General features: G+C 64.7%; 19 protein-coding genes and 2 pseudogenes. 15 read left to right on the top strand and 6 right to left on the bottom strand.

The genetic code is table 11. The features are described from left to right. Nucleotides 1–125 (bottom strand): annotated as a pseudogene (locus HZU84_RS21150) (Tn3 family transposase); the annotation flags it as partial. A gap of 60 nt (nt 126–185) precedes the next feature. On the opposite strand from HZU84_RS21150, the gene HZU84_RS15715 reads away from it, so the two are divergent. From HZU84_RS15715 to HZU84_RS15695, 5 genes and pseudogenes are all read left to right on the top strand, one after another. Beyond that, nucleotides 186–1,363, top strand: a protein-coding gene (locus HZU84_RS15715) for an IS3 family transposase (protein ID WP_149505441.1) whose coding sequence is annotated in 2 segments (ribosomal slippage) — nt 186–453 and nt 453–1,363 — 1,179 coding nt in all. Because the reading frame shifts where the segments join, the coding sequence is not laid out codon by codon here. A gap of 32 nt (nt 1,364–1,395) precedes the next feature. After that, nucleotides 1,396–1,587, top strand: a pseudogene (locus HZU84_RS15710) (transposase domain-containing protein); the annotation flags it as partial. Between the two features lie 347 nt (nt 1,588–1,934). Next, nucleotides 1,935–3,518, top strand: a complete 1,584-nt coding sequence (locus tag HZU84_RS15705; protein WP_149505440.1) for an ATP-binding protein — start codon at nt 1,935–1,937, stop codon at nt 3,516–3,518. Beyond that, nucleotides 3,515–5,830: a phage integrase family protein gene (locus HZU84_RS15700; RefSeq protein WP_149505439.1), complete on the top strand. Its 2,316-nt coding sequence runs from the start codon at nt 3,515–3,517 to the stop codon at nt 5,828–5,830. The genes HZU84_RS15705 and HZU84_RS15700 overlap by 4 nt, the downstream gene beginning before the upstream one ends. Nucleotides 5,831–5,844: 14 nt before the next feature. Beyond that, nucleotides 5,845–6,129, top strand: coding sequence for a helix-turn-helix domain-containing protein (locus HZU84_RS15695; protein WP_149505438.1), 285 nt, complete (start codon nt 5,845–5,847; stop codon nt 6,127–6,129). 226 nt (nt 6,130–6,355) lie between these two features. Here the strand turns inward: HZU84_RS15695 and HZU84_RS15690 are convergent, their stop codons facing one another. After that, nucleotides 6,356–6,523, bottom strand: coding sequence for a hypothetical protein (locus tag HZU84_RS15690; RefSeq protein WP_180692997.1), 168 nt, complete (start codon nt 6,521–6,523; stop codon nt 6,356–6,358). A 226-nt stretch (nt 6,524–6,749) separates the two neighbouring features. Between HZU84_RS15690 and HZU84_RS15685 the strand changes: the two genes are divergently transcribed. The 3 genes from HZU84_RS15685 (at nt 6,750) to tnpC (ending at nt 9,221) form a co-directional block, all read left to right on the top strand. After that, complete coding sequence (locus HZU84_RS15685; protein WP_149505486.1) at nt 6,750–7,163, top strand: transposase; 414 nt, start codon at nt 6,750–6,752, stop codon at nt 7,161–7,163. After that, nucleotides 7,160–7,498, top strand: a complete 339-nt coding sequence (gene tnpB, locus HZU84_RS15680; RefSeq protein WP_180692996.1) for an IS66 family insertion sequence element accessory protein TnpB — start codon at nt 7,160–7,162, stop codon at nt 7,496–7,498. Before HZU84_RS15685 ends, tnpB begins: the two co-directional genes overlap by 4 nt. A 70-nt stretch (nt 7,499–7,568) precedes the next feature. Beyond that, complete coding sequence (gene tnpC / locus HZU84_RS15675; RefSeq protein ID WP_149505436.1) at nt 7,569–9,221, top strand: IS66 family transposase; 1,653 nt, start codon at nt 7,569–7,571, stop codon at nt 9,219–9,221. Between the two features lie 92 nt (nt 9,222–9,313). On the opposite strand, the gene HZU84_RS15670 is transcribed toward tnpC, so the two are convergent. From HZU84_RS15670 to HZU84_RS15660, 3 genes are read right to left on the bottom strand one after another with little or no spacing between them, the layout of a single operon-like run. After that, a complete protein-coding gene (locus HZU84_RS15670; RefSeq protein WP_149505435.1) occupies nt 9,314–10,387 on the bottom strand; it encodes a patatin-like phospholipase family protein in 1,074 nt (357 codons plus the stop codon). Next, on the bottom strand, nt 10,384–12,651 hold the full coding sequence (locus HZU84_RS15665) for a ThiF family adenylyltransferase (protein ID WP_244954564.1): 2,268 nt from the start codon (nt 12,649–12,651) through the stop codon (nt 10,384–10,386). Before HZU84_RS15665 ends, HZU84_RS15670 begins: the two co-directional genes overlap by 4 nt. Then, entirely contained in the window at nt 12,648–13,802 is a 1,155-nt protein-coding gene (locus HZU84_RS15660; protein ID WP_149505434.1) for a ComEC/Rec2 family competence protein, read from the bottom strand. Before HZU84_RS15660 ends, HZU84_RS15665 begins: the two co-directional genes overlap by 4 nt. A gap of 102 nt (nt 13,803–13,904) precedes the next feature. On the opposite strand from HZU84_RS15660, the gene HZU84_RS15655 reads away from it, so the two are divergent. The 7 genes from HZU84_RS15655 to HZU84_RS15625 all read left to right on the top strand — a co-directional run bounded on the left by HZU84_RS15655 (nt 13,905) and on the right by HZU84_RS15625 (nt 22,790). Next, nucleotides 13,905–14,513 carry a restriction endonuclease subunit S gene (locus HZU84_RS15655; protein WP_149505433.1) on the top strand — a complete coding sequence of 203 codons (609 nt, stop codon included), beginning with the start codon at nt 13,905–13,907 and terminating at the stop codon, nt 14,511–14,513. Then, nucleotides 14,510–16,036: a type I restriction-modification system subunit M gene (locus HZU84_RS15650; RefSeq protein ID WP_149505432.1), complete on the top strand. Its 1,527-nt coding sequence runs from the start codon at nt 14,510–14,512 to the stop codon at nt 16,034–16,036. Before HZU84_RS15655 ends, HZU84_RS15650 begins: the two co-directional genes overlap by 4 nt. 67 nt (nt 16,037–16,103) lie before the next feature. Further along, nucleotides 16,104–16,337 carry a hypothetical protein gene (locus HZU84_RS20315; RefSeq protein ID WP_219340970.1) on the top strand — a complete coding sequence of 78 codons (234 nt, stop codon included), beginning with the start codon at nt 16,104–16,106 and terminating at the stop codon, nt 16,335–16,337. Then, a complete protein-coding gene (locus tag HZU84_RS15640; RefSeq protein WP_149505431.1) occupies nt 16,327–17,619 on the top strand; it encodes a restriction endonuclease subunit S in 1,293 nt (430 codons plus the stop codon). Before HZU84_RS20315 ends, HZU84_RS15640 begins: the two co-directional genes overlap by 11 nt. Next, nucleotides 17,616–18,707 (top strand): PDDEXK nuclease domain-containing protein, encoded by a 1,092-nt coding sequence (locus tag HZU84_RS15635; RefSeq protein ID WP_149505430.1) that lies wholly within the window; start codon nt 17,616–17,618, stop codon nt 18,705–18,707. The genes HZU84_RS15640 and HZU84_RS15635 overlap by 4 nt, the downstream gene beginning before the upstream one ends. A gap of 4 nt (nt 18,708–18,711) precedes the next feature. Next, nucleotides 18,712–22,017 carry a type I restriction endonuclease subunit R gene (locus HZU84_RS15630; protein ID WP_149505429.1) on the top strand — a complete coding sequence of 1,102 codons (3,306 nt, stop codon included), beginning with the start codon at nt 18,712–18,714 and terminating at the stop codon, nt 22,015–22,017. Beyond that, nucleotides 22,014–22,790 carry a M48 family metallopeptidase gene (locus tag HZU84_RS15625; RefSeq protein ID WP_149505428.1) on the top strand — a complete coding sequence of 259 codons (777 nt, stop codon included), beginning with the start codon at nt 22,014–22,016 and terminating at the stop codon, nt 22,788–22,790. Before HZU84_RS15630 ends, HZU84_RS15625 begins: the two co-directional genes overlap by 4 nt. A 193-nt stretch (nt 22,791–22,983) precedes the next feature. Here the strand turns inward: HZU84_RS15625 and HZU84_RS21215 are convergent, their stop codons facing one another. Continuing rightward, on the bottom strand, nt 22,984–23,484 hold the full coding sequence (locus HZU84_RS21215; protein ID WP_219340969.1) for a PDDEXK nuclease domain-containing protein: 501 nt from the start codon (nt 23,482–23,484) through the stop codon (nt 22,984–22,986). Nucleotides 23,485–23,502: the final 18 nt, after the last annotated feature.

Raw genomic sequence — 23,502 nt, 5'->3', positions numbered from 1 at the left:
TCGGAGAGGTGGGTGTAGAACATCCGACCCGGCTCGGTGCCGTACTTCAGGTTGACGTGGCCGGTGCGCTCGGCCTGGCCGCCGGCGCGGAAGCGCTGCCCGTCCGATGACGAAGTCGAGCCGTCGCTGAGGTAGCCTGACTTCCGTGGACACTCACTTGACCCAGTGACACGACGGAAAAGAAGATGAAGAAGAACCAAAGCTACACAGCAGAGTTCAAGGCGGAAGCGGTAAAGCTGGTGCTGGAACAGAAGCTGTCACACCAGGAAGCGGCTCAGAGAGTGGGCGTACCGAAGGGCTCGCTGAGCAACTGGGTGGCGAGCAGCCAGCGTCGAGGTCAGCAGGCGCTGAAGGCGGCCGAGCCGTCGGTGGCGGAGCTGAAGGCCGAGGTCAGCCGGCTGCGCAGGGAACTGGCGCGGGTGGAGATGGAGCGCGAAATCGTAAAAAAAGCGGCCGCGTACTTTGCGAAGGAGTCGCTGCAAGGTACGCGGTCATGAAGGAGCTGCAGGCTCGACACGACTATCCGGTGGCGGTGCTGTGCTCGGCGCTGGGGGTCTCGCGCAGTGGGTACTACGCCTGGTGCGAGCGGCCGGCCTCGGCCCGTCGGCGCGACGACGAGCGGCTGAAGGTGGCCATCCGAGGGGTGCATGCGGCCAGTCGCCAGACCTATGGCACGCGCCGGGTGCTGGTGGAGCTGCGGGCGCAGGGCTTCGAGGCCGGGCGCGACCGGGTGGATCGATTACGCCGCACGATGGCGCTGCGTTGCCGGCAAAAGCGCTGCTTTCGCGTCACCACGGACTCCGAGCACACGCTGCCCGTGGCCGACAACCTCCTGCAGCAGCACTTCGCCGCCAGCGCACCCGACCAAGTCTGGCTCACCGATCTCACCTATATCCGCACCGACGAGGGCTGGCTCTATCTGGCCGGGCTCAAGGACATGTGTACCCGCGAGATCGTCGGCTACGCGATGGACGAGCGCATGACTCAGCAACTCTGCTTGCGCGCGCTCGGCCACGCCCATGCCCGGCGCAGACCCCCGCCCGGGCTGATCCACCACTCCGACCGGGGCAGCCAGTATTGCGCTCGCGACTACCGTCACGCGCTCGATGCACTGGGCATGCGGGCGTCAATGTCACGTCGCGGCAACTGCTACGACAACGCCCCGATGGAGAGCTTCTGGGGCAGTCTGAAGAACGAACTCGTCCACCATCGGCGCTTCGCCACCCGCGCTCAGGCCATTACCGAGATCACCGAGTGGATCGAGGTCTTCTACAACCGCCAGCGTCGCCACAGCGCCATCGGCTACCTCCCTCCTGCCGTCTTCGCTCGGCAGTTCTATCAACCACGGCGCTCTGCGCATTAACTTCGACTGTCCACTGTTGACAGGACACCTCATTGTTCTGTGGCAGCGAACTCGCCGGCCAGCGTGCAGCCGTGGTCATGAGCCTGGTGCAGTCGGCCAAGCTCAACGGGCTCGAACCCTGGGCCTACCTGCGCGATGTGCTCGCTCGGCTGCCCACCCACCTCAACAGCCGCATCGACGACTTGTTACCCCATCGCTGGCAGCCTCTGCAAATCCCGGACTGATCAGGGGCGCCTGACGGGGGACCGCTGGCCGCTCACGGTGGTTCGGTCGGTACCCGAACGCATAGGACACAACTTCGCTTGAAACTTAAACACAACTTCTCTTGTGTGAGCGATCGGCCGGCACAGCCGCATTTTTCTTGACCAAATAACGCCCTGATAATCCCCCTTCTCAGGGTGTCAGAAAAATGGGTTCATCGCGCACCTGCCGGATTGACAGAGGTGCTTTTAGAGCCTCACAGAGGCGGCACGGCCCCAACAGGCAGACGTGGCCGGCCGTAAGTACGCTTGGCGCGACTTCCCGGCTTGGGCGGTGTCTCGCCAGCGGCCTGCCCTACTACACTTGCCCCATGCCCCCCGCCGCCCCCGCACTGCCCCGCAAGAAGCTGCCCGTCGGCATACAGACCCTGGCCAAGTTGCGCGACCAGGACTGCTACTACGTGGACAAGTCGGGCTTGGCCATCGACCTGATCGAGTCGGGTTCGTACTTCTTCCTGAGCCGTCCCCGCCGCTTCGGCAAGAGCCTGCTGGTGGACACGTTCAAGGAACTGTTCGAGGGCAACGGCGCGCTGTTCGAGGGGCTGGCCGCCGAGACCCGCTGGGACTGGTCCCGGCGCCATCCGGTCATCCGCATCAGCTTCGCCGATGGCATGCTCAAGAGCCGGGCTGAGCTGGACCGGCGCATCCAGAGCAACCTGCGCCGCAATCGCGCCGCCCTGGGCCTGCCCCGACCGACCGATATCGACCCTGACGACACGGCCGATGACCTGGCTGACCTGATCGAGCAGGCCCACCTGACGCAGGGTGCGCCGGCGGTGGTGCTGGTCGACGAGTACGACAAGCCCATTCTGGACAACCTCACCGATCCGGCCAGGGCGGCTGAGATGCGCGACGGGCTGCGCAACCTGTACTCGGTGCTCAAGGGGGCCGATCCGCACCTGAAGTTCGTCTTCCTGACGGGGGTGTCCAAGTTCAGCAAGGTCAGCCTCTTCTCGGGTCTGAACCAACTGGTCGACATCACGCTGGACCCGCGCTGGAGCGCGCTGTGCGGCTACACCGATGAGGACATCGACACCGTCTTCGCGCCAGAACTGCCAGGGCTGGACCGCGAGGAGATCCGGCGCTGGTACAACGGCTACAACTGGCGCGGCACCAGTGTCTACAACCCCTTCGATGTGCTGCGGCTGTTCGACCGGCGTGAGTTCCACCCCTACTGGTTCGAGACGGGCACGCCCACCTTCCTGGTCAACCTGCTGGCCGAGCGCCGGATCTTCACCCCGGACCTGGGTCGCATCGTGGCCAGCGAGGCCTTGCTGTCCACCTTCGACGTGGACACGATGCAGCCCGAGGCGCTGCTGTTCCAGGCCGGCTACCTGACCATCGGCCAGGTGCGTGCCATTCCGGGGCGCATGGAGTTCACGCTCAAGTACCCGAACCTGGAGGTGGAGGCCAGCCTCAACGACAGCCTGCTCAAGCGCTACATGGGCGACGCCGCCGCCTCCGAGGCGCAGATCAGCCGATTGTGGCGCGTGCTGCAGGCCGGTGACGTGGCGGCCTTGCGCGAGCTGTTCCACGCCTTCTTCGCCAGCATCCCGAGCGACTGGTACCGCAACAGTCCGATTGCCCAGTTCGAAGGCTACTGGGCCAGCGTGTTCTACAGCCACTTCGCCGCGCTCGGGCTCGATATCCGGGTCGAGGACTCGACGAACAAGGGCCGCATCGACATGACGGTGCTGGCGGCCGGGGCGGTGTGGGTGTTCGAGTTCAAGGTGGTGGAACTCGTGCCCCAGGGCAAGGCCCTCGCGCAGATCCGCGACCGGGGCTATGCGGACAAGTACCGCGGCCGGGGTGAGCCCGTTCACCTGATCGGCGTGGAGTTCAGCCGAGTCGACCGCAACATCGTGGGTTTCGAGGTCGAGACCCTCGCCGGGTGACCGTGACGCCAGACCGCCCACGCGGCCGTCCACGCGGCACGCAGACCCGGCTGCTGCACGAACACGCGGGCCACCTCGGGCGCCACCACTTCGCGTTCCTGCGCGCGCTGCTCGACGGCGTCGAACTGGAGCAGGCCTGGACGCGCTACCTGGCGTTCTCGGGAGGCCAGAGCGACCGGCGGCACTTTGTCAGCCGCCTGCGCCAGGTGGTCGAGGCGATCGAACACGCGGGGGCACGGCAGGCGTGCGCGGCCGAGCTGGCGGTGGCGCTGCCGGCGCTGCGCGCGCTGCCGGACTTCGTGCCGGCCCGGGGTGCACGGCGGTACACCTTGCCGCCAACAGCCACTGCCTCCACTGCCGCCGCGCCCTCCCTGGACGACTGGCGGTTCGCGCATTGCGGCGCCTCGGGCATCGAGGAAGACTTTTATACGCAGGCCGAGTGGATCGACCTCTATAAGGAGGCGTTCGGCCACGCACCGCCAGCGTCGACGTCGGGATCAATGCCCGCCATCTCCTCTGAGCCCGCCCCCGTCCTCTCGGCCACGGTACATGCCAGCTTGGCCGAGACCGCTCACTCCGAGGTGAATCCGCGCCTGAACCCGGCACAGCGCCGCGCCGTGATCGACGCGCTGGCCACCCTGGAGCGTGTGCTGGCCCGCGAAGCGCGGCTGGACGACGAGACCGGGTTCTGGCTGGGCGCGGGCCTGCCGCGCGAACTGGCCAGGGTGGGGGTGCAGTCGCTGGGCGACCTGGTGCGCTACATCAACCTGCAGGGGTTTCGCTGGCACCGCACGGTGTCAAGGCTGGGCGCGGTGCGCGCCGCGCGGCTCGTGGCGTGGCTCGTGCCGATCGCGCAGCAGGGGGACCAGGCAATTCGGGACTCGGCGCTGCGGCCCGAGAGCGACCTCGCACGGCTGCGCCAGCGTGACCTGGCAGGTGCGCCGGTGACAGACCCGGTCGGCGGCACGGATCCGCTGATGCCGGTCGCGGTCCCGGCCATGGACGTGGCCCTCCCGGATGCGCTCTCCGGACGCGAGGGCCTGTTCCGCTCGCCTGACACCAACGTCTGGGGCGCCCAGACCGACGTGCAGGCCATCCAGCAGTGGCTGAGCCGCTACCAGGGCCAGACCCGGCGCGACTACGCCCGCATCGCCGAGCGGTTCTACCGCTGGTGCCTGCAGGTGCGGCGCAAGGCGCTGTCGTCGCTGCAGGAGCCGGACCTGCAGGCCTACCAGGCGTTTGTCACGGCACCGCCGCCGGACTGGGTGCAGCCGCGCAAGGTGCGCCGAGAAGACGCCGCATGGCGACCGTTCCGGGGGCCGCTGGGGCGCAACAGCCAGCGCCACGAGTTCGCGGTGCTCGGCGGGCTGTTCGCGGCGATGCACGACAAGGGCTACCTGCGCGCCAACGCGATGTCCGGCCTGGGCCGCACGCTGGGGCTGGTGAAACCCAGCATCGACGTGCGCCGGTCGCTGAACGAGGCGCAGTGGTCGTTCGCGATGGCGGTGCTGCGGGAGCGGCCGGACACGCCGGCGCGGCGGCGGCTGCAGTTGCTGCTCGAACTCGCGAGCACGACGGGGCTGCGGCTGTCGGAGCTGGCGACGACCCGGATGAAGGGTTTGCGGCAGGAACTGGTGGACGGGGAGTCCGCGTGGCTGCTGGACGTGATCGGCAAGGGCGGCAAGCTGCGCACGGTGATGGTGTTCGATGACATCAAGATGCTGATGGAGCGACACCACGCGGACATGGACGCCGCGGGGGTGGGGTTCGAGGATGCCGTCAAGCGGGTGCAGGTGCCCAACAGCCTGCCGACCACGGCTGCGGGCGAGCGCATGGCAGCGGTTGGCCCGGGGGCAGACGCATTGGAACCCACGAGCAACGCGCTCCAGGATGCCCTGCGCACAGAACACCTGCAGGCCTGGCGGCCCCTGATCGGGATCCTGAGGCGGCCGCCGCCGAGGCGGGACTTGGACGCGCGCGGCGTGCCGTTCGTGGACCGGGAGCGCCCCGCGCAGGCCGATCGGTACGGCGCGCTGGAGCGCTCGGCGATCTACGGGCTGCTGCGGCGTTTCTTCAGGTACGTCGCGAACGAAGCGGCCACGCGAGAAGGGGCGCCACCGGCGGCCGAGTTCACGCGGGCCTCGACGCACTGGCTGCGCCACACCTTCGCCAACGAGGCGATCAAGCAGATGCCGCCGCAAGTCCTGCAGAGCCTGCTGGGGCACTCGGACCTGCGGGTGACCTCCGTGTACGTGAAGGCGCAGGCGGCTGACCTCGTGCGGGGCATGCGGGCGCTGCCTCGCAAGCGCTGAGGGATAGTCTCCTCATGGGAAAAGCATTCGAGAGCATCCGCCAAGAGCTGAAGGAAGCGGCGGCCCACGCCCAAGGCGAGACCGCAGGCGTCAAGGTCTATGAGCCGACCACCGTAGACGTGGCCGCCGTGCGGGCGCGGCTGGGATTGACCCAGAACCAGTTCGCGGCCCGGTTCGGGTTTTCAGTGGCGACCCTACGTCATTGGGAGCGCGGCGATCGCCGGCCACAGGGTGCGGCGCTGGTGCTGCTGAACCTGATCGAGCGGGAACCCCAGGCCGTCATGCGGGCATTGTCTTGATCAGGTGACTTGCTGCACAGCCATGCCAACGCGGCCCGCTTGGCAAGTCGACCTGCATCCATCGTTGACAGCAACGGCTCAAATACTCATGTACGCCATGAGCTCACCGATACGCACGGTGGTGTGTACCAGAGGCGCACCACAGGCCGATCGATCTGAACTCACGCCATCGACTATGGGCGAAGTGACCGGCTTGTATCCCGACAAGTCAAGTCGCACATGCTCATCAGCCATGCCAGCGGTCATGGCTGCTCAGCAGGTCGCGAAGCCGAAAGCGGCTGACCCAGCCGCCCAGCAGAGCAGCCGCATGGTCGAGACTTGCCCCCAGGAAATGGGCTGCGCCATCTAGATCAAATGCCAGGGCCTTGATGTGCTGTTGAAGAGCAATCAGCACGGTCCATCAACCGGCTGAAGTACCTCAGGCACCAAATGTACGGGCGTGCGGGCTTGGATCTCCTGCGCATTCGCGTGCTCTGCCGGGGGTGACGCAACACAAAATGCGGAAGACCCAGATTTGGTCTGGAGCCAACAGTCCATCCGTGAGCGACCAGCCATTCCCCCTTGAATGAGCCTGTTTGGTCCGAGACGATGGTGTCCACCTGAACTGACTGGTGGACACCATGAACGAGCAAAGCCCGATCCGAAGAAAGCACAGCGCCGAGTTGAAGGCGCGGGTGCTGAGCGAGTGCCGGGAACCGGGGGCGTCGATCGCGGCGGTGGCATTGGCCCACGGTCTGAACGCCAATCTGGTGCGCAAGTGGCTGGTGGGGAGAGGGCTGGGTCGCCCGAACCTTGAGTCGCCCGAGTTGGTGCAGCCGGGGTTGGTCATGAGGACGGCAGCGATCGGTGAGCCAGTCGCCGGTCGAGCACCGCAGGGGCCGTTCGTGGGACTGCAAATGCCCAATGCCGGCCCGCAGGGGATCCAGATCGAGCTGAGCCGGGGCGAGCGCCGGCTGAAGGTGAGCTGGCCGGCGGCGCAGGCCGAGTCGTGTGCGGCATGGCTGCGGGAGCTGGCCGCTGGGGTGACGAAGTGATCCGGATCGACGCGCTGTGGGCGTGCACGGCGCCGGTGGACATGCGCGCCGGGGCGGACCGGCTGCTGGCGTGCGTGGTGCAGACGCTGGGGGCGGCGCAGGCCCACCACGGCTACCTGTTCGCGAATGCGCGGGCCACGCGCGTGAAGCTGATCGTCCATGACGGCTGGGGGGTGTGGTGCGCGGCCCGGCGACTCAACGCGGGGCACTTCGTGTGGCCGCGGGGGCTGGAGTCGAGCACCCCGCTGGCCCTGACGCAGGAGCAGTTCGATGCGCTGATCGTGGGGCTGGCGTGGCAGCGGCTGCACGAGCGGCGGGTGATCACGCGGGTGTGAGCGGATGCCGGGGGCGCAATTGCTGAAGTTGCCGATGGCGGGGAACGTCCCCGGCGGGCAGCATGGGCGCATGCATGAGATGGACGCGCTCCAGAGCCAGGACCTGAGGGGCCTGACGCCACAGGCCCTTCAGGCCCTGGCGCAGCGCCTGCTGGTGCATGTCCAGCAGCAGGCGCGCGAGATTGCCCGGCGCGATGGCGAGATCGTGTGGCGGGACGCGAAGATCGAGAAGATCACGTTCGAGCTGGCGCGGCTCAAGCGCTGGAAGTTCGGCGCGCGCACCGAGGCGATGGATGCGCAGCAGCGGCAGCTGTTCCTGGAGACGCTGGTCGAGGACGAGGCGGACCTGCAGGCACAGCTCGCCGAGTTGCAGGCGCGACTGCCCCAGCCGCCGCGCCGCCAGGCGCTGCCCGAGCACCTGCGCCGGGTGGAGCATCACCACGAGCCGGCCGACACCCACTGCCCGGCGGCGGGCTGCGGCGAGCCGATGACCCGGGTGGGCGAGGACGTCAGCGAGCGGCTGGACGTCGTGCCGGCGGAGTTCTTCGTGCATCGGCACATCCGCGGCAAGTGGGTCTGCCGGTGCTGCCAGCGCCAGGGCGTGGAGCGCCTGGTGCAGGAGCCGGCCGAGGTGCAGATCATCGTGCGGGGCATCCCGGCGAGCGGGCTGGTGGCCTACACGCTCATCAGCCGGTTCGCCGACCACGTGCCGTACTACCGGCAGGAGGCGATCAATGCCCGCTCGGGCGTGCACACCCCGCGCTCGACGCTGGCCGCGTGGGCCGGTCAGGCGGGCTCGGCACTGCACCCGCTGTACGAGGCGCTCCAGCGCTTCGTGCTGGGCAGCGCGGTCGTGCAGGCCGACGAGACGACGGTGGCCATGCTGGACCCAGGTGCAGGCAAGACCAGGAAAGCGTATGTCTGGGCCTATGCCCGCGGGGAGTTCGACCCCCACCCCGGCGTGGTCTACGACTTCTGCCTGGGCCGGGGCAGCAAGTACCCGCTGGCCTTCCTGGGCGGGCTGCCCAATCCACCCGGCAGCCAGACCGACCCGCCCGCCGAGAACCGGGACCCGCCCTGGAGCGGCACGCTCGTGTGCGATCTCTATGGCGGCTATGACGCGGTGCTCGACCCCAGGATCTTCCCGCAGCGCGTCTCGGCGGCCTGTGCCGCACACGCCCGACGCAAGTTCGACGAACTCGCCAAGTCCGGCAAGAGCACCCTGGCCACCCAGGCGATCGTGCGCTTCGCGGCGATCTACCATGCCGAGAAATCGTTCGCCGGCATGGACGACCAGACCCGCACGCAGGCCCGCCAACGCATCGCCGCGCCACTGTGGCAGGAGCTGCACACCTGGCTCAAGCTCGAACGCGGTCGTGTCGCCGATGGCGGCGCCACGGCCAACGCCATCGACTACAGCCTCAACCACTGGCCAGCGCTGACGCGCCACCTGCTCGACGGGGCCGTGCCCGTGGACAACAACTATCTGGAGCGCCAGATCAAGCCCTGGGCCATGGGCAGGAAGGCCTGGTTGTTCTGTGGCAGCGAACTCGCCGGCCAGCGTGCAGCCATCGTCATGAGCCTGGTGCAGTCGGCCAGGCTCAACGGGCTCGAACCCTGGGCCTATCTGCGCGACGTGCTCGATCGGCTACCCACCCACCTCAACAGCCGCATCGACGACTTGCTGCCTCATCGCTGGCAGCCTCTGCAAATCCCGGACTGATCAGGCTCGCCTGACGGGGGACCGCTGGCCGCTCACGTCCATCCAGTCCATGGCACCGCATAACATCAACCTGCGCATAACTGGAGATGTCCTCACACGAGTTCGAACTCTCCTAGGCCCCGTTCGGCAACCGCAGCTCCGTGCGAGGCAAGTCGATCAAACTCTTCGGAGCGTAGGCGACGCAAGGTCGTCGGAAAAGACGCGGCGAACTGTGCTGACGGACAACTCTCCGATGACGAGACCGCCGTGTTGATGCACAGGTACGCACCAGCTGAAGGTGATTGTTGGAGAAAGTGCGAAAAAGTACGAACGCGCAGGGATCGGGACTGGTCCGACATGACGTCGGCCACGCGCGTCAGTCGAAAAACATTCAGTGGACCCTTCTCAAAGCCAGGCGCCAACAATGCTCCGGCGTCGGAGCAGATGATGTGGAAGCCCTCCTGCTTCGGTCGTTGCTTGCCAGCATCAAAGAACGGCTCGATTCCCATGTTGTCGTACACCCCGCCGTCATAGAGATGAAGGCGCGGGAAGACGGCTTGGACAGTCTGGGCGGCATCTGGTGGCGCGTCCCAAGGGCGCTTGCGCCATTCAAAACGACGAGCATCCAATGTCAGTGGGCCAAATCCACCTGGAAAGGCCGCCGACACCGCCAACGCGCTGGCCAGTGGAAAACGGTCGGCCTGTGCGTAACCTAGTGTGTAGTCGCCGATGTCCCTGCGTTTGAAGCGAAAGCGCTTTCCGCTCTCGGCGGTGGTCCCATTAATCGACCATTCTGGTGTCTCCGGAAGCTCCGACAGAGCCTCTCGGACGTTCCACTCGTGCCGCAGTGCCAGCGCAAGGAGGTTGGCTCGCGACAGGAAGAAGCGCCAGTTCAGCGGATTCAGCAACTGCCGCGCTGCGCCCCATTGCAGGCTTCGCGCACAGAGTGATTCACGCAACGCCGGGAGCGAATTCGACAGGAATTGCTCGGAGGTAGGCCAGCGCATCTCATTTTGCTGAAGCAGCAACCCGACAAGCAGGCTGCCTCCGGAAACCGTGGAGATCTTCTCTACTGATTCCAGGTGACCGCGCTCTGCCAGATGCCTCATCACGCCAAGGTGAAACACCATGGCTCGGATGCCACCGCCGGACAGCGCAAGTGCAATGGGCTTGCGAGGTGCCGTCATGGCAGCACTTTGCCTTGCAGGACTTGAATGTCGCTCTCGCCCACGATGAGTTGGAGCGCAGGAAGTCCATCGTCGTGCATACCCAAGCTGATCTCTGCCAGTTGGACCAGATCGTCAGGGCTCGGTCTGGCCGAGTGCCCGCGAGGGTGGCTGTGCCACTCACCAACATAGCCAACAATACCTGCGGTCCGTGCCGATGCATCCTGGACGGCTTTTGTGAGACCAGATGTGCCGCGCTCGAACGAACCTAGACTTGCGCAGCTGTCCGAAGGTGCCGGCAACGCATCGACCAGCACGATGGCTCCGACGTTGAAGTCGTGATAGCCAAGCAAGATCCCCCCAGTTTCGTTCGGCAAGGCAGCGAGTCGGAGCGCTCTCAGATGTGTAGCCAGACCATCGTCGTAAAAGGCGGTCAAGTCACCCAGGTCAAGACGCCGCTCTGTGGTCGGAACGACGTTATGGACAGAAACGCCGCCGGTGTCGGGATCGCGCTCCCAAACCCGGATGCAGGCCTCATCGGACTGCGCCCGGAACATGACCTGTTCCGCCAGGGTGCTGGCGTGCGCAACAATCCGCGAATACGGCATAGCCACGGAGATATCCCGGCAACTCGCGCCGCTCCAGTAGGTGCCCAGATTGCCTTCAAGATGTAGCTCGCCCCACGCTTGGCGGATCACGGCGCGGTAGTACTGAGCTTCCAGAGTGCGCAGGCGCATGGACCGCGCCTTGTCCTCGAACATCAGGACGGACCCGTTGCCGGTGGGGGAGACGAAGACCGTGACATGGCGTGGCAGCTCATCCTGAAAGCTGGCCTGACGTGGGTACTCCAGCGCAGCAGACGCGTCCACGACCAATGTGCCCGTCGTGAGCGCATCCTTCACCGCCGAGACACTAGCGTCACAAGCGTCACCGCGGACCGCTGCAACCACAGCCGCACCCTCGGTGGCCGCCCCGCACAGCTCGGACACAACGTCGCACTTCAGCTCGCCAACATGCTGCGAGAAGGCTACGTGCCTGACTAGGTTGTGAGGCTTCACATGGTCCTTGTCAATGACCGACCACTGGCCCCAGCCGGCTCGGGTCCACAAGTTCAGCATTGCGCTGCCGAGCGAGCCGGCCCCCACCAACGTACCACGCGGCCCTTCGACGAGGACACTGGACTGCTTGCGCGCCACCGCGCTGTCCGGGAACTGCAGCACGCTCATCGGGAAGATAGGTTCACTCTTCCACTCGGTCGCCGGGTCACGCGCCAGGACAGATCCCTGAATCTCTGCATAGTACCGCTTGTCGTGCAAATACAGCGCCCCTGTCTTGACGCCCAGCTGGCGCGCATCGCCAAGAACCAGGAAGGCCCGGCGAGAGATTTGCTGCACCGCGCCGCCAGCTTCCCGAACAATTGGGATGTGAACGACGATGACTACGAAAGATTCAGCCGTACCTGCAGGCACGCCGGCACTTCCGACACCATCGCTCAGTGCCGCGATCAGCGGCGGCAACAGATCCACCCCTCTGCGCGACAGCATGTCGGCGAGACCACCCAGAGTCACAGGATCACGCTCGACGAACCCCTGGAGCACGGAAGGAAGCGTCAAGTCGATGTGCGATGCCAAACCTGCTGGCTCGTTGCTACCATCGCCAAGAGGCCGCAGGAAGAAGGTCCCGCCCCCATCTGGCCTGGGTTTGCTGCGTGTGACCGCCATCTTCATGCCAGGTGTGGCGCGGAGGGCATCCAGGTTCCAAGGGAGCACAAGCTCGTACTTCGAGGCGAAGAAGAGATGCTCCACAGGCTGGTCGGCAGGATGCAACTCGCCCCTGGCGCTCTGCTCCAGCCACCACTGAATGCGGCGCAGGAAGCGTTGCGGCGTCCAGGTGCGCATCACGGTCCGCGTCGGCTCAAAGTAGAGGCACAGGCTAGCCACCCCATCATGTGTGCCGTGGTTCTGGTGCATCAGAACTGGGAACGACTTACGGAGCGCGAGCACCTCGACCAGCGCCCCCGGATCCTCGGGTACGCATAAGGCCAGCCGCTCACAGTATTGAATGCCTGCAGGGTTTCTGGAAGGCACCCCGTCGCACTCGACATCGACAACCAAGACTTCGATGGGTGGCACGCTCGGCACCCTATGGGACAGAAGTTGCACGAGCGTGAAGTCGCCTGCATCGCCTACCGCCGCCATCAGAGCTCGTGCGCGGGGCAAGCTCAGCAGTTCAGCGTCAGCCAGCTTGCAGAAGCCGGCGAGGTCATGGAATTCCCTAGCCATCATCCAGCCCGCGACGGACGGCTGGCCACGATGGCGGGGGCACCGATCAGTGCCATCTTGGTCCACGACACGCCACCTGCGGTCACATCGAAAACCAAGGGTTCGGGCTTCGTGGCGTTGGGCTCCTCCATGGTCACCAGGAATTTACGGCCCTTCACCTCCTTTCGGTAGCGATCGTAGGCCTTGCGTGCCTGGATGTGAGGCGGCTGGATCTGGTCGTAGGACTCCTTCACGTCCACGACCGGCTTGCTGCAGCTGACGATGTAGGAGTCCTGCTTGCCCGCGAGCAGCAGTTCCTTCACCAAAGGCTTGGGCTGGGTTTCCTCCTTGCCCTTTTCGTCGCTGAGCGATTTGTAACTGCAGTGGTGGGGAATGTTGATCAGGTCCCAGGCCAGACGGTCATCGTTCTTGTGGAACTTCGTGATGCGCACGATGTCCTCCAGGTCTTCCCAGCAAGCGTCGCCAATCTCCAGATAGTCGAACTTGTTGTTACCTGCGAGCAGCCTGACGTTGAACACCAGGGCGGCGGTGTTCCGGATCACGTCGCCGCCCTCGCAGTGCTTGATGAAAGGTGAGTGACAGAAGAACTCAGCGCCGTCCGCCGTCAACGTGAATCCCGGCACCAACGTACCCGCATCGACGAACAGATGGTCGCGAGCGGTTGCCGGCTCGCCACGCTCCTTGAGCTTCGGCACGAGCCATTCCATCAGTTCAGGAGGCTTCGAGAAGACCAGGATGTCCTTACTCTCCAGCAAGCGGTGACGGGCCTCCTGCCGCAAGATGACGAATTCAGCGCTCTGCTGATCGTTGGTTGCGCTCTCCAGCACCATCGCGGCCGGAACCCAGAGTTGGCGGATCTTGATGCGGTCCTTGCCCTGGTACTTCGCGGCGTGTTGCAGTTCGAAGAACTGGGTGCTGCCCATGATGTGGTCGGCGTCGGCGTGCGTGAAGGCCACGACGTCGAAGTAGTCGCGCCCGGCTGCCTCCAACTCATCCTTGAGCCGCTTCTTGAGATCGATCTCGGGTGTGTCCGCGCTCTCGGCGTTTGGGCGATGGCAGAAGTCGAACAGGACGCGGCGCCCTTGGCTGAGCACGAGCTGCGACGTGTCGCCGTTGCCCACCGGGTAAAAGACGATTTGATGCTTCTCTGGCATATGAACCCCTGGTTAAAATTTAAGTGCATCATTTGACTTGATGCGAACTTTCAGCGATTTTGCTTGTGTGAAATCGCGTCGTCAAGCAGAATTCATTGCATCATGTCAATTGATGCTATTTCACTTGAGCTAGGTCTGACGACCGACGTCCGGTCGGGCTACCCCTTTCGCGGGGCCATCGAAGAAGTCGAGGCAGGTGGCGTGCTCGTCGCCCAGATGAAGGACGTCGACGCCAGCGACGGTGTGTGCTGGTCGGGCTTGACGCGAACCGAGCTGCGCGGGCGCAAGGCGCCTGACTGGTTGCAGGGCGGCGACCTGCTGTTCGTGGCGCGGGGTGACCGCTTCTTTGCAACCTGCATCACGACGCCACCCGAACCTGCCGTGTGTGGTCCGCACTTGCTGCACCTGCGCGTGCGGCCAGGAAGTGGCCTGGATCCGGCCTTCCTGGCTTGGCAGCTCAATCAGCCTCCCCTGCAGAAGCGCCTGCATGCCGCCGCCGAAGGCAGCAGCCAGCTGAGCATCCGCGTCGCAGAGATCACCGCCCTTCAAATCGCCGTGCCTGGGCTGGCACAGCAGGCGCGCATCGTCGGACTGTCCGACGCCGCGCAGCGCGAACGCCGCTGCCTAGCGCAACTGGTCCGTAACCGCGAACAACAACTCGCAGCACTGGCTGCCCAGCTGGCCGAGTCGGCCGGCCTCGATACCCCATGAGCATCCCATCAAAGAGCGCCACACCCATCAGCCAGGACAGCATCAACGCCGCGGTCTGGTCGGCCTGCGACACCTTCCGCGGCACGGTGGACCCCAGCATCTACAAGGACTACGTCCTGACCATGCTGTTCCTGAAATACGTTTCTGACGTCTGGCAGGACCACTACGACCACTACAAGCAGCAATACGGCGACTACCCCGAGCTGATCGTCGAGATGCTGAAGAACGAGCGCTTCGTTTTACCGCCGAGCGCCAGCTTCTACGCGCTGCACGGCCTGCGTCACACGCCCGGCAACGGCGAACGCATCGACAAGGCGCTGCATGCGATCGAAGAGGCCAACCTCGGCAAGCTGAAGGACGTGTTCCAGGACATCAGCTTCAACAGCAACAAGCTGGGCGACGAGCAGCAGAAGAACGACATCCTGCGGCACCTGCTGGAAGACTTCGCCAAGCCCGAGCTGAACCTGCGCGAAAGCCGCGTGGGCACGCTGGACGTCATCGGCAACGCCTACGAGTTCCTGATCAAGAACTTCGCCTCCACCAGCGGCAAGAAGGCCGGCGAGTTCTACACGCCGCCCGAGGTGTCCAGCCTGATGGCGCGCCTGGTCGACCCGAAGGAAGGCGACGAGATCTGCGACCCCACCTGTGGGTCCGGCTCGTTGCTGCTGAAGTGCGGGCGCCTGGTGCGCGAGCGTGCGAGCAGCCGCAAGTACGCGCTGTACGGGCAGGAGGCGATCGGCAGCACCTGGGCGCTGGCCAAGATGAACATGTTCCTGCACGGCGAGGACAACCACCGCATCGAGTGGGGCGACACCATCCGCAACCCCAAGCTGCTGGAGGGCGCCGCCAGCCTCAAGCACTTCGACATCGTGGTGGCCAACCCGCCCTTCAGCCTAGAAAAATGGGGCTTCGAGGGCGCAGAGGCCGACAGGTTCAGCCGCTTCCGCCGTGGCCTGCCGCCCCGCACCAAGGGTGACTACGCCTTCATCCTGCACATGGTCGAGACCATGAAGCCTGGCAGCGGCCGCATGGCCGTGGTGGTGCCGCACGGCGTGTTGTTCCGCGGCGCAGCCGAGGGGCGCATCCGCCAGAAGCTGATTGAGGAGAACCTGCTCGACGTGGTGATCGGCCTGCCCGAGAAGCTGTTCTACGGTACCGGCATTCCCGCTGCGGTGCTGGTGCTGCGCAAGCGCAAGGCCGACGACCGGGTACTGTTCATCGATGCCAGCCGCGATTTCGAGGCCGGCAAGAACCAGAACGTGCTGCGCGAGGCTGACCTGCAGCGCATCCTCGACATCGCTGCCGCCCGCCAGAGCGTGGCCCGCTACGCCCACCTGGCCACCCCGGCGGAGATCGCCGAGAACGACTTCAACCTCAACATCCCTCGCTACGTCGACACCTTCGAGGAAGAGGCCGAGATCGACCTGATGGCCGTGCGCCGCGAGCGCGAGCAGCTCAAGGCCGAGTTGGCGCGGCTGGAGGTGCAGATGGATGCGTACCTGAAGGAGCTGGGGTATGAGTGAGCGAGCCCAGCCAGCCACACTCTCACCGAGCCGGATCCAGCCTGAGGTACCCATTCGGAAATTCCGAATGGTTCGCCAGGAGGGTGAGCGTCAGGTCAGCCGGCAGATCGGCCACTACACCCTGGCTGCCGTCCTGTTCGAGAGCTACGCCATGCAGCGGCGGGCCACGGTGGATGCCGATGGCAAGGCCTACGCAGCGCGGATGCAGCAGGCGCCCTCGGGCGACGAGCAGGGCGTGACGGTGCTTGGGCAGGTGGCCAAGAAGCTCGCGAAAAAGAAGGGGCGGAGCGATGCAACCTAGTGATTGGGAAGTCCGAGCCGTCGAGGAACTCGGTCTCGTTCAGGCAGGCCGCCAGCGAAGCCCAGACTTTGTTGATGGTTCCCTGCGCCCGTATCTGCGTGTAGCCAACGTGTTTGATGGACGCATTGACACGTCTGATGTGAACAAGATGCGGTTCACCGATAAGGAGTTTGAGAGATACCAGCTGAAATCCGGCGACATCCTTCTGAATGAAGGTCAAAGCTTTGAACTGGTTGGGCGTCCTGCGCTTTACGAGGGTGAACCGAGAGAATGTTGCTTTCAGAATACGCTTATCCGATTTAGACCATCGAGCCGCGTTGATCCATCCTTCGCTTTGAAGCTATTTCAGCAATGCCTCTATGACGGTACGTTTCAATCAATTGCGAAGAAGACGACCTCAATAGCGCACTTGGGCGTATCGAGATTTGCAAGCCTCCGCCTTTTATGGCCGCCCCTTGATGAGCAAAAGCGGATCTCGCGGACGCTTGACGTTTGGAACGAATCGATTCGATGCACTGAAGCACTGTTTGGCAATAGACAAGCTCAACTGAAGGCATTGCTGGCGATTGTGCTTCATCTGCCGCCAGCCATCCCAGGACTCAAGAGCGAGGCCGACAACGGGGGTTATCCGGCATCCGTCCAACCAGGCATTCCGAATCTCCCAAGAGCACCTGAGGGCTGGCGGCGCATCACCCTAGGAGAGCACCTGACGGAAGTGCGCCGACCCGCATCACTGCGCGCGGACGACGAGTACCGATTGGTCACCGTCAAGCGCTCACGCGGCGGCGTTGAGCTGCGCGAAACCTTGACCGGACGCGAGATTAAGACGCCATCGCAGTTCTACGTCCGCACCGGCGACTTCCTGATCTCCAAGCGCCAGATCGTCCACGGTGCATGCGGCATCGTGCCGGCTGAACTGGACGGCGCCGTGGTGTCCAACGAGTACGCGGTGCTCAACAGCGACGGACAGATCGACCTGCGTTTCTTGCGCTACCTTTCCGAGTCGCGCTACTTCCAGCAGACCTGCTTCCATTCGAGCATCGGCGTACATGTCGAGAAGATGATCTTCAAGACCGAGCGCTGGCTGAAGTGGCCGTTCAACATTCCGCCGTTGCCTGTCCAGCAGCGCATCGTCGAGGTACTGGACACGGCACGGCGTGAGGTCGAACTCATCGCCGCGCAGATCGAGCGACTGAAGCAGGAGAAGGCGGCACTGATGGCCGACCTGCTCACCGGCAAGCGCCGCGTCAAGCTGAACGCCGAAGCGGTATCGACGCCATGAAGAAGAATACTGCGCCCGTCAAAATCGTGGCATCGCCACCCCAATCGCCGGTAGTCGCCGAAGCGGCACCGCCCGCCGGTTTACTGGATACCCTGCGCACCCTCATCCACCAAGGACGTCAGCGCGCGTTGCGCGCGGTGGACATGGTGCAGGTGCAGACCTGCTGGGAGATCGGCCGCCACATCGTGGAGTTCGAGCAGGGCGGCGAGGCCCGTGCAGCCTACGGCAAACGGCTGGTGCCCAGGCTGGCGGAAACGCTGGCACGGGAGTTTGGCAAGGGCTTCGACGAACGCAACCTGCGCCACATGCGCGCGTTCTTCCAGGCCTTCCCGATCTGGAACGCAGTGCGTACCGAATTGAGCTGGACCCACTACCGCAGCCTGCTACGGGTCACCAGCGAGCCCGCGCGCCAGTGGTACGTGCGCGAGGCCGCCACCCAGAACTGGAGTGCCCGCGCGCTGGACCGCCAGATCAGCACCTTGTACTACGAACGGCTGCTGCTCAGCGCCGACAAACCAGCCGTGGCGGCCGAGGCCGCCGCCAATATCGCAGCGCTGCCTGCCGCGCCACGTGACTTCGTGCGTGACCCCGTGATGCTGGAATTCCTGGGCCTGCCCGGCGCTGGCCGCCTGCTGGAGTCCAACCTCGAACAGGCGCTGATGGACAAGCTGCAGGCCTTCCTGCTGGAACTGGGCAAGGGCTTCGCCTTCGTCGCCCGACAACAGCGCATCAGCACCGAGTCGCAGGATTTCTACATCGACCTGGTCTTCTACAACTACCTGCTGCGCTGCTTCGTGCTGATCGACCTGAAGACCGGCCGGCTCAGCCACCAGGACATTGGCCAGATGGACATGTACGTGCGCATGTACGACGACCTCAGGCGCAACGAGGGTGACAACCCCACGGTCGGCATCCTGCTGTGCGAAGAGAAGGACCATTCGGTGGTGCGCTATTCGGTGCTGAACGGCAGCGAACAACTGTTTGCCAGCAAGTACCGGCTGATCCTGCCCAGTGAGGACGAACTGCGGGCCGAAATCGAGCGCGAACGCGTGGCCCTGGACGACGCTGCCCGTCTGCAGCGGAGCTGACACGATGCAGGCAGCCCCCGATACGCGCGAACAGTACAGCGCCCACCTGCCCGCACTGCACCTGCTGTGCAATCTCGGCTGGAACTTCCTGAGCACGGCACAGGCGCTGGCACTGCGTGGCGGCACACGCGATGTCCTGCTGCGCCCGCGGCTGGTCGAGGTGCTGCAGACCCGGCGCTACGAGTACAAGGGCCAGTGGTACCCGCTGTCGAGCAGTGGCATTGAGCAGGTGCTGCGCGAGTTGTCGGGACTCAACCTGGCCGAGGGGCTGATGCCTGCCAACGAGCGGCTGTACGGCAAGCTGGCACTGGGCATCACCGTCACCGAATTCATGCCCGACGGCAAGAAGCATCAGCCCACCATCGCGGTGATCGACTGGGCCGACCCTGCCGCCAACCTGTGGGACGTGACCGAGGAACTGGAGGTGCTGTCCGCTCAGGGAACGCACCACCGCACGCCCGACGTGGTGTGCTTCGTCAACGGCCTGCCGCTGGTCGTGATCGAGGCCAAGCGGCCCGAGGGCGGCCACACGCGCGAGCCCATGGTTGCCGAGGGCATCAGCCAGCAACTGCGCAACCAGCGGGCCGACGAGGTGCCCCACCTGTTCGCCGTGGCGCAACTGCTGCTGGCCGTGAGCCAGACTGAAGCACGCTACGGCACCACCGGCACGCCCAAGAAGTTCTGGGCCAAGTGGCGCGAGGAGGAGTGGGGCGACGCGCACCTGGCGGCGGTCAAGAATCAGCCTTTGCCCGCCAACGTGCAGGCCGCTCTGTTCGCCGGCAAGCCGCAGCACCTGGTCGACTACTTCGCGGCGCTCTGGTCGCAGCCCATGCAACTCACCGAGCAGGACCGCCTGATGGCGGGCCTGCTGACACCACAACGTCTGCTGGAATTCCTGCGGAGCTTCGTGCTCTTCGATCGCAAGGTGGGCAAGCTGGTGGCGCGCTACCAGCAGTTCTTTGGCATCCGTGCCCTGATGGCGCGGCTGGTGACCTTCCGCCCCGACGGTGCGCGCCAGGGGGGCGTGGTGTGGCACACCACCGGCTCGGGCAAAAGTTTCACCATGGTCTTTCTCACCAAGGCCTTGGTGCTGGACGCGTGCCTGGCCGAGTGCCGTGTGGTGGTGGTGACCGACCGGGTCGACCTGGAAAGCCAGCTCTCGCGCAACTTCGTCAGTGGTGGCGCGTTCGGTTCAGCCATCGCGTCGCAGAAGGACGGCGAGAAGAGCAAGGCCGCCACGGGCCGCGACCTGGCGCGCCGCATCGGTAGCGGCACGGAGCGCATCACCTTCAGCCTGGTGCAGAAGTTCAACACCGCGTCCAAGCTGCCCGAGTGCCGCAACGACTCACCCGACCTGCTGGTGTTGGTGGACGAGGGTCACCGCAGCCATGGCGGCGAAATCCATGAACGGATGAAGAAGGCACTGCCCCGGGCGGCCTACATCGCCTTCACCGGCACGCCACTGTTGAAGGACGAGAAGACCACCAACAAGTTCGGTCCCATCGTCCACGCCTACACGATGCAGCGCGCGGTGGAAGACGAGACGGTGGCCCCGCTGCTCTACGAGGAGCGCGTGCCCGAGCTGACGATCAACGAGCAGGCGGTGAACCGTTGGTTCGACAAGATCACCGCCGGCCTGAGCGATGCCCAACGGGCAGACCTGAAGCGCAAGTTCGCCAAGAAGGGCGCCATCCATGGCGCTGCGGGTCGGCTGGAATTGATCGCCTGGGACATCGCCACCCACTTCAGCAACAACATCAAGAGTCTGAACCAGGGGCTCAAGGGCCAGGTGGCCACCAACAGCAAGCTCGACGCGATCCGCTACAAGCAGGCCCTGGACCAGACGGGCCTGGTGTCCAGTGCCATCGTCATGTCGCCGCCCGATACCCGCGAGGGCAACGCCGACGTCGACGAAGACTCGCTGCCGGAGGTGCAGAAGTGGTGGAAGCAGACCGTGCTCGCAACTCTGCAAAGGGAGGGCCTGGACGCGGAAGCCTACGAGAAACAGGTGGTGGCGGAGTTCGGCACCGACGACGGTCCGGACCTCCTGATCGTGGTCGACAAGCTGCTCACCGGTTTCGATGAGCCCCGCAACACCGTGCTCTACATCGACAAGCCGCTGAAGGGCCACAGCCTGATTCAGGCGGTGGCGCGCGTGAACCGCCTGCACGACGCCAAGCGCTATGGCGTGCTGGTGGACTACCGCGGCGTCCTGGAAGAACTCGACACCTCGATTCGGGCCTACCAGGACCTGGAATCGCGCACCCAGGGCGGCTTCGATGTGGCCGACATCGACGGGCTCTATCAGCAGCTCAGCACCGAGTACAAGCGCCTGCCGGCACTGCACGACGGGCTGTGGTCGTTCTTCAAGGACGTGGTGAACAAGCTCGACCCCGAACAGTATCGGCACGTGCTGGCGCCGCGGTTTGTCACGGACACGGATGGCCAAGAATACGACGAGCGGCAGAAGCTGCGCGACGACTTCTCCGAAGCCTTGACCGAGTTCGGTCTGTGCCTGCAGACGGCCTTGTCCTCACGCAGCTTCTTCGAGGACAAGAGCTTCAGCGAAGCCTCGATCGCCCAGTACAAGCGCGACCTGAAGTTCTTCGCCGACTTGCGACAGACCGCGCGGCGCGATGCGATGGAGACGGTGGACTACAGCGCCTACGAGGAGCAGATCCGGCGCCTGGTCGACAAGCAGGTCATCGGTGAAGAGGTACGTGAGCCCCAGGGCGTCTACCTGGTGCACCAGCTGGGCCGGCCCGAGGACGCATCGCAGTGGTCGGACGACAAGACCCGCAACGAGACGGACATGATCCGCACGCGGCTGCGCAAGACCATTGAGCAGGAACTGGCCGACGACCCCTATGCCCAGAAGGTGTTCGGCGAGTTGCTGCGCAAGGCCATCGAAGAAGCCGAGGCGATGTTCGACCACCCCTTGAAGCAGTACGCGCTGTTCAGGGCGTTCGAGGACGAAGTGGCAGCGCGTGAAACGCCGGGCGTGCCGAACGAACTCGCCGAGCAGCCACACGCGCAGGCCTACTTTGGCGCCATGCGCCTGGTGCTGGGTGAGGAGGTTTTCGGCTCGCTGGACGAAGCTGCACGCACGAGCCTAGTGGCAAAGGCTCGCCAGATGGACACAATCGTTCGCGACGCGGTGGCAGAGAACTCCTTGAATCCACAGAACATTGAGGCAGCGATACGCAAGGGGCTGTTACCGCTGCTGTTCGCTGCATTCGGGCTGGACCGAGCGAAGCAGGTGGTCGAGCAGGTGGTGCAAATCACCCGCGTCGGGCTGGGGCGCCCATGAGTACCGGACTCGACGCATCTGAACCACAGGTTCTACGCATCCGGTATGGGGACGAGGTGATCTCGGTAGAGGTTCGCCAACAGCCCGGTCGCAGCCAAGAACGGCTGTCGATTCACGTCGAACCGGACGGCCGCGTGCTGGTGGATGCCCCACTTGGGGTCGAAGTGGGGCGACTGCTGGACAGCGTGAAGCGGCGCGCACGCTGGATCAGTCAGCAGCTCGAAGGCTTCCGCATCCAACGTGCCCACGCTTCACCCCATGAATACGTCAGCGGTGAGTCGATGCTGTATCTCGGACGCCGCTACCGACTGAAGGTGCAGATCGACCCGACAGCCAAGCCGGTGGCACGCATGCATGGTGCGTTCATCGAAGTGACGCTTCCCGAGCGCGATCCGGCGATGGTGGCCGCGGCCCTGATGTCCTGGTATCGCCAGCGAGCACGCGAAGTCTTTTCGCAGCGCCTCCCTGTGGTCGCCGAACCCTTGCGCTGGGTTCGTGAGTTGCCGTCGATCCGGCTGCAATTCATGAAACTTCAGTGGGGGAGCTGTTCACCGTCCGGGCGCATCACGCTGAACCCGTGGTTGGTCAGAGCGCCACGGGAAGCCATCGACTATGTGCTGCTGCACGAGATGTGTCATCTACGGCACCACAACCACAGCCGAGCCTTTTACGCGTCACTCAGCCGCCACATGCCGGACTGGAAGCAAATCAAGACCCGGCTCGACAGTCGTGCAGAAGAGTTCCTGAGGATAGAAGTGGATCGAGTCGGATGACGCGACAGGACGGATCGACCTTCTTGCCCTTGCCTGCTTGATGCTGGACAACCGGTACTGTGCCATAGCGGTTGAGAAGACCGGATCCCCAGCCGAACGACAAACATCCCCTGAAGGGAAAAGACACTAACATTTGCGAGGGAGTGATTCGGCAGCTCGCGGATCGAAAATATTGACAGACTAGCTTTCAACGTTAGTATCTTTCGTGGGAATCCAGATCAACTCCGGAATCCTTGTCATGCGCAGATCGCGGAAAACTCACGCCTGCCTCGCCTCCGGCATCGCTCAGATTGAGCTGATAGAACTCATGCAGTTTCTGCTGCTGCAACAGCCGCTTGTCGGGCCGTTGCATCTGGTACTCGGCGATCAGCGCGGTGACAGGCTGCGGCTGAGCGCATACTCCCCCACCTCGTCGTCCTTGCTCGCGCACAGCAGCACGCTGATGGTCGGGTTCTTGTGCGGCTCGCGCACGTCCTGGTCCAGCGTCTCCAGGTAGAACGACAGCTTGCCCAGGTGCTCCGGCTCGAAGCCGCCCCACCTTCAGTTCGATCGCCACCGGACAGTCCGGCCCACGGTGGAAGAACAGCAGGTCGACCGCGAAATCCCGCTCGCCCACTTGCAGCGGGAACTCCGAGCCGGCGAAGCAGAAGTCCCACCCCAACTCGGTGAGGAACTTGCGCAACTGGCCCAGCAATCAGCGGTGCAGATCGGC

Origin of the sequence: Sphaerotilus sulfidivorans (genome assembly GCF_013426975.1) — a bacterium.
Classification (GTDB): Bacteria; Pseudomonadota; Gammaproteobacteria; order Burkholderiales; family Burkholderiaceae_C; genus Sphaerotilus; species Sphaerotilus sulfidivorans.
This window is presented reverse-complemented; position numbering and strand designations above follow the sequence as displayed.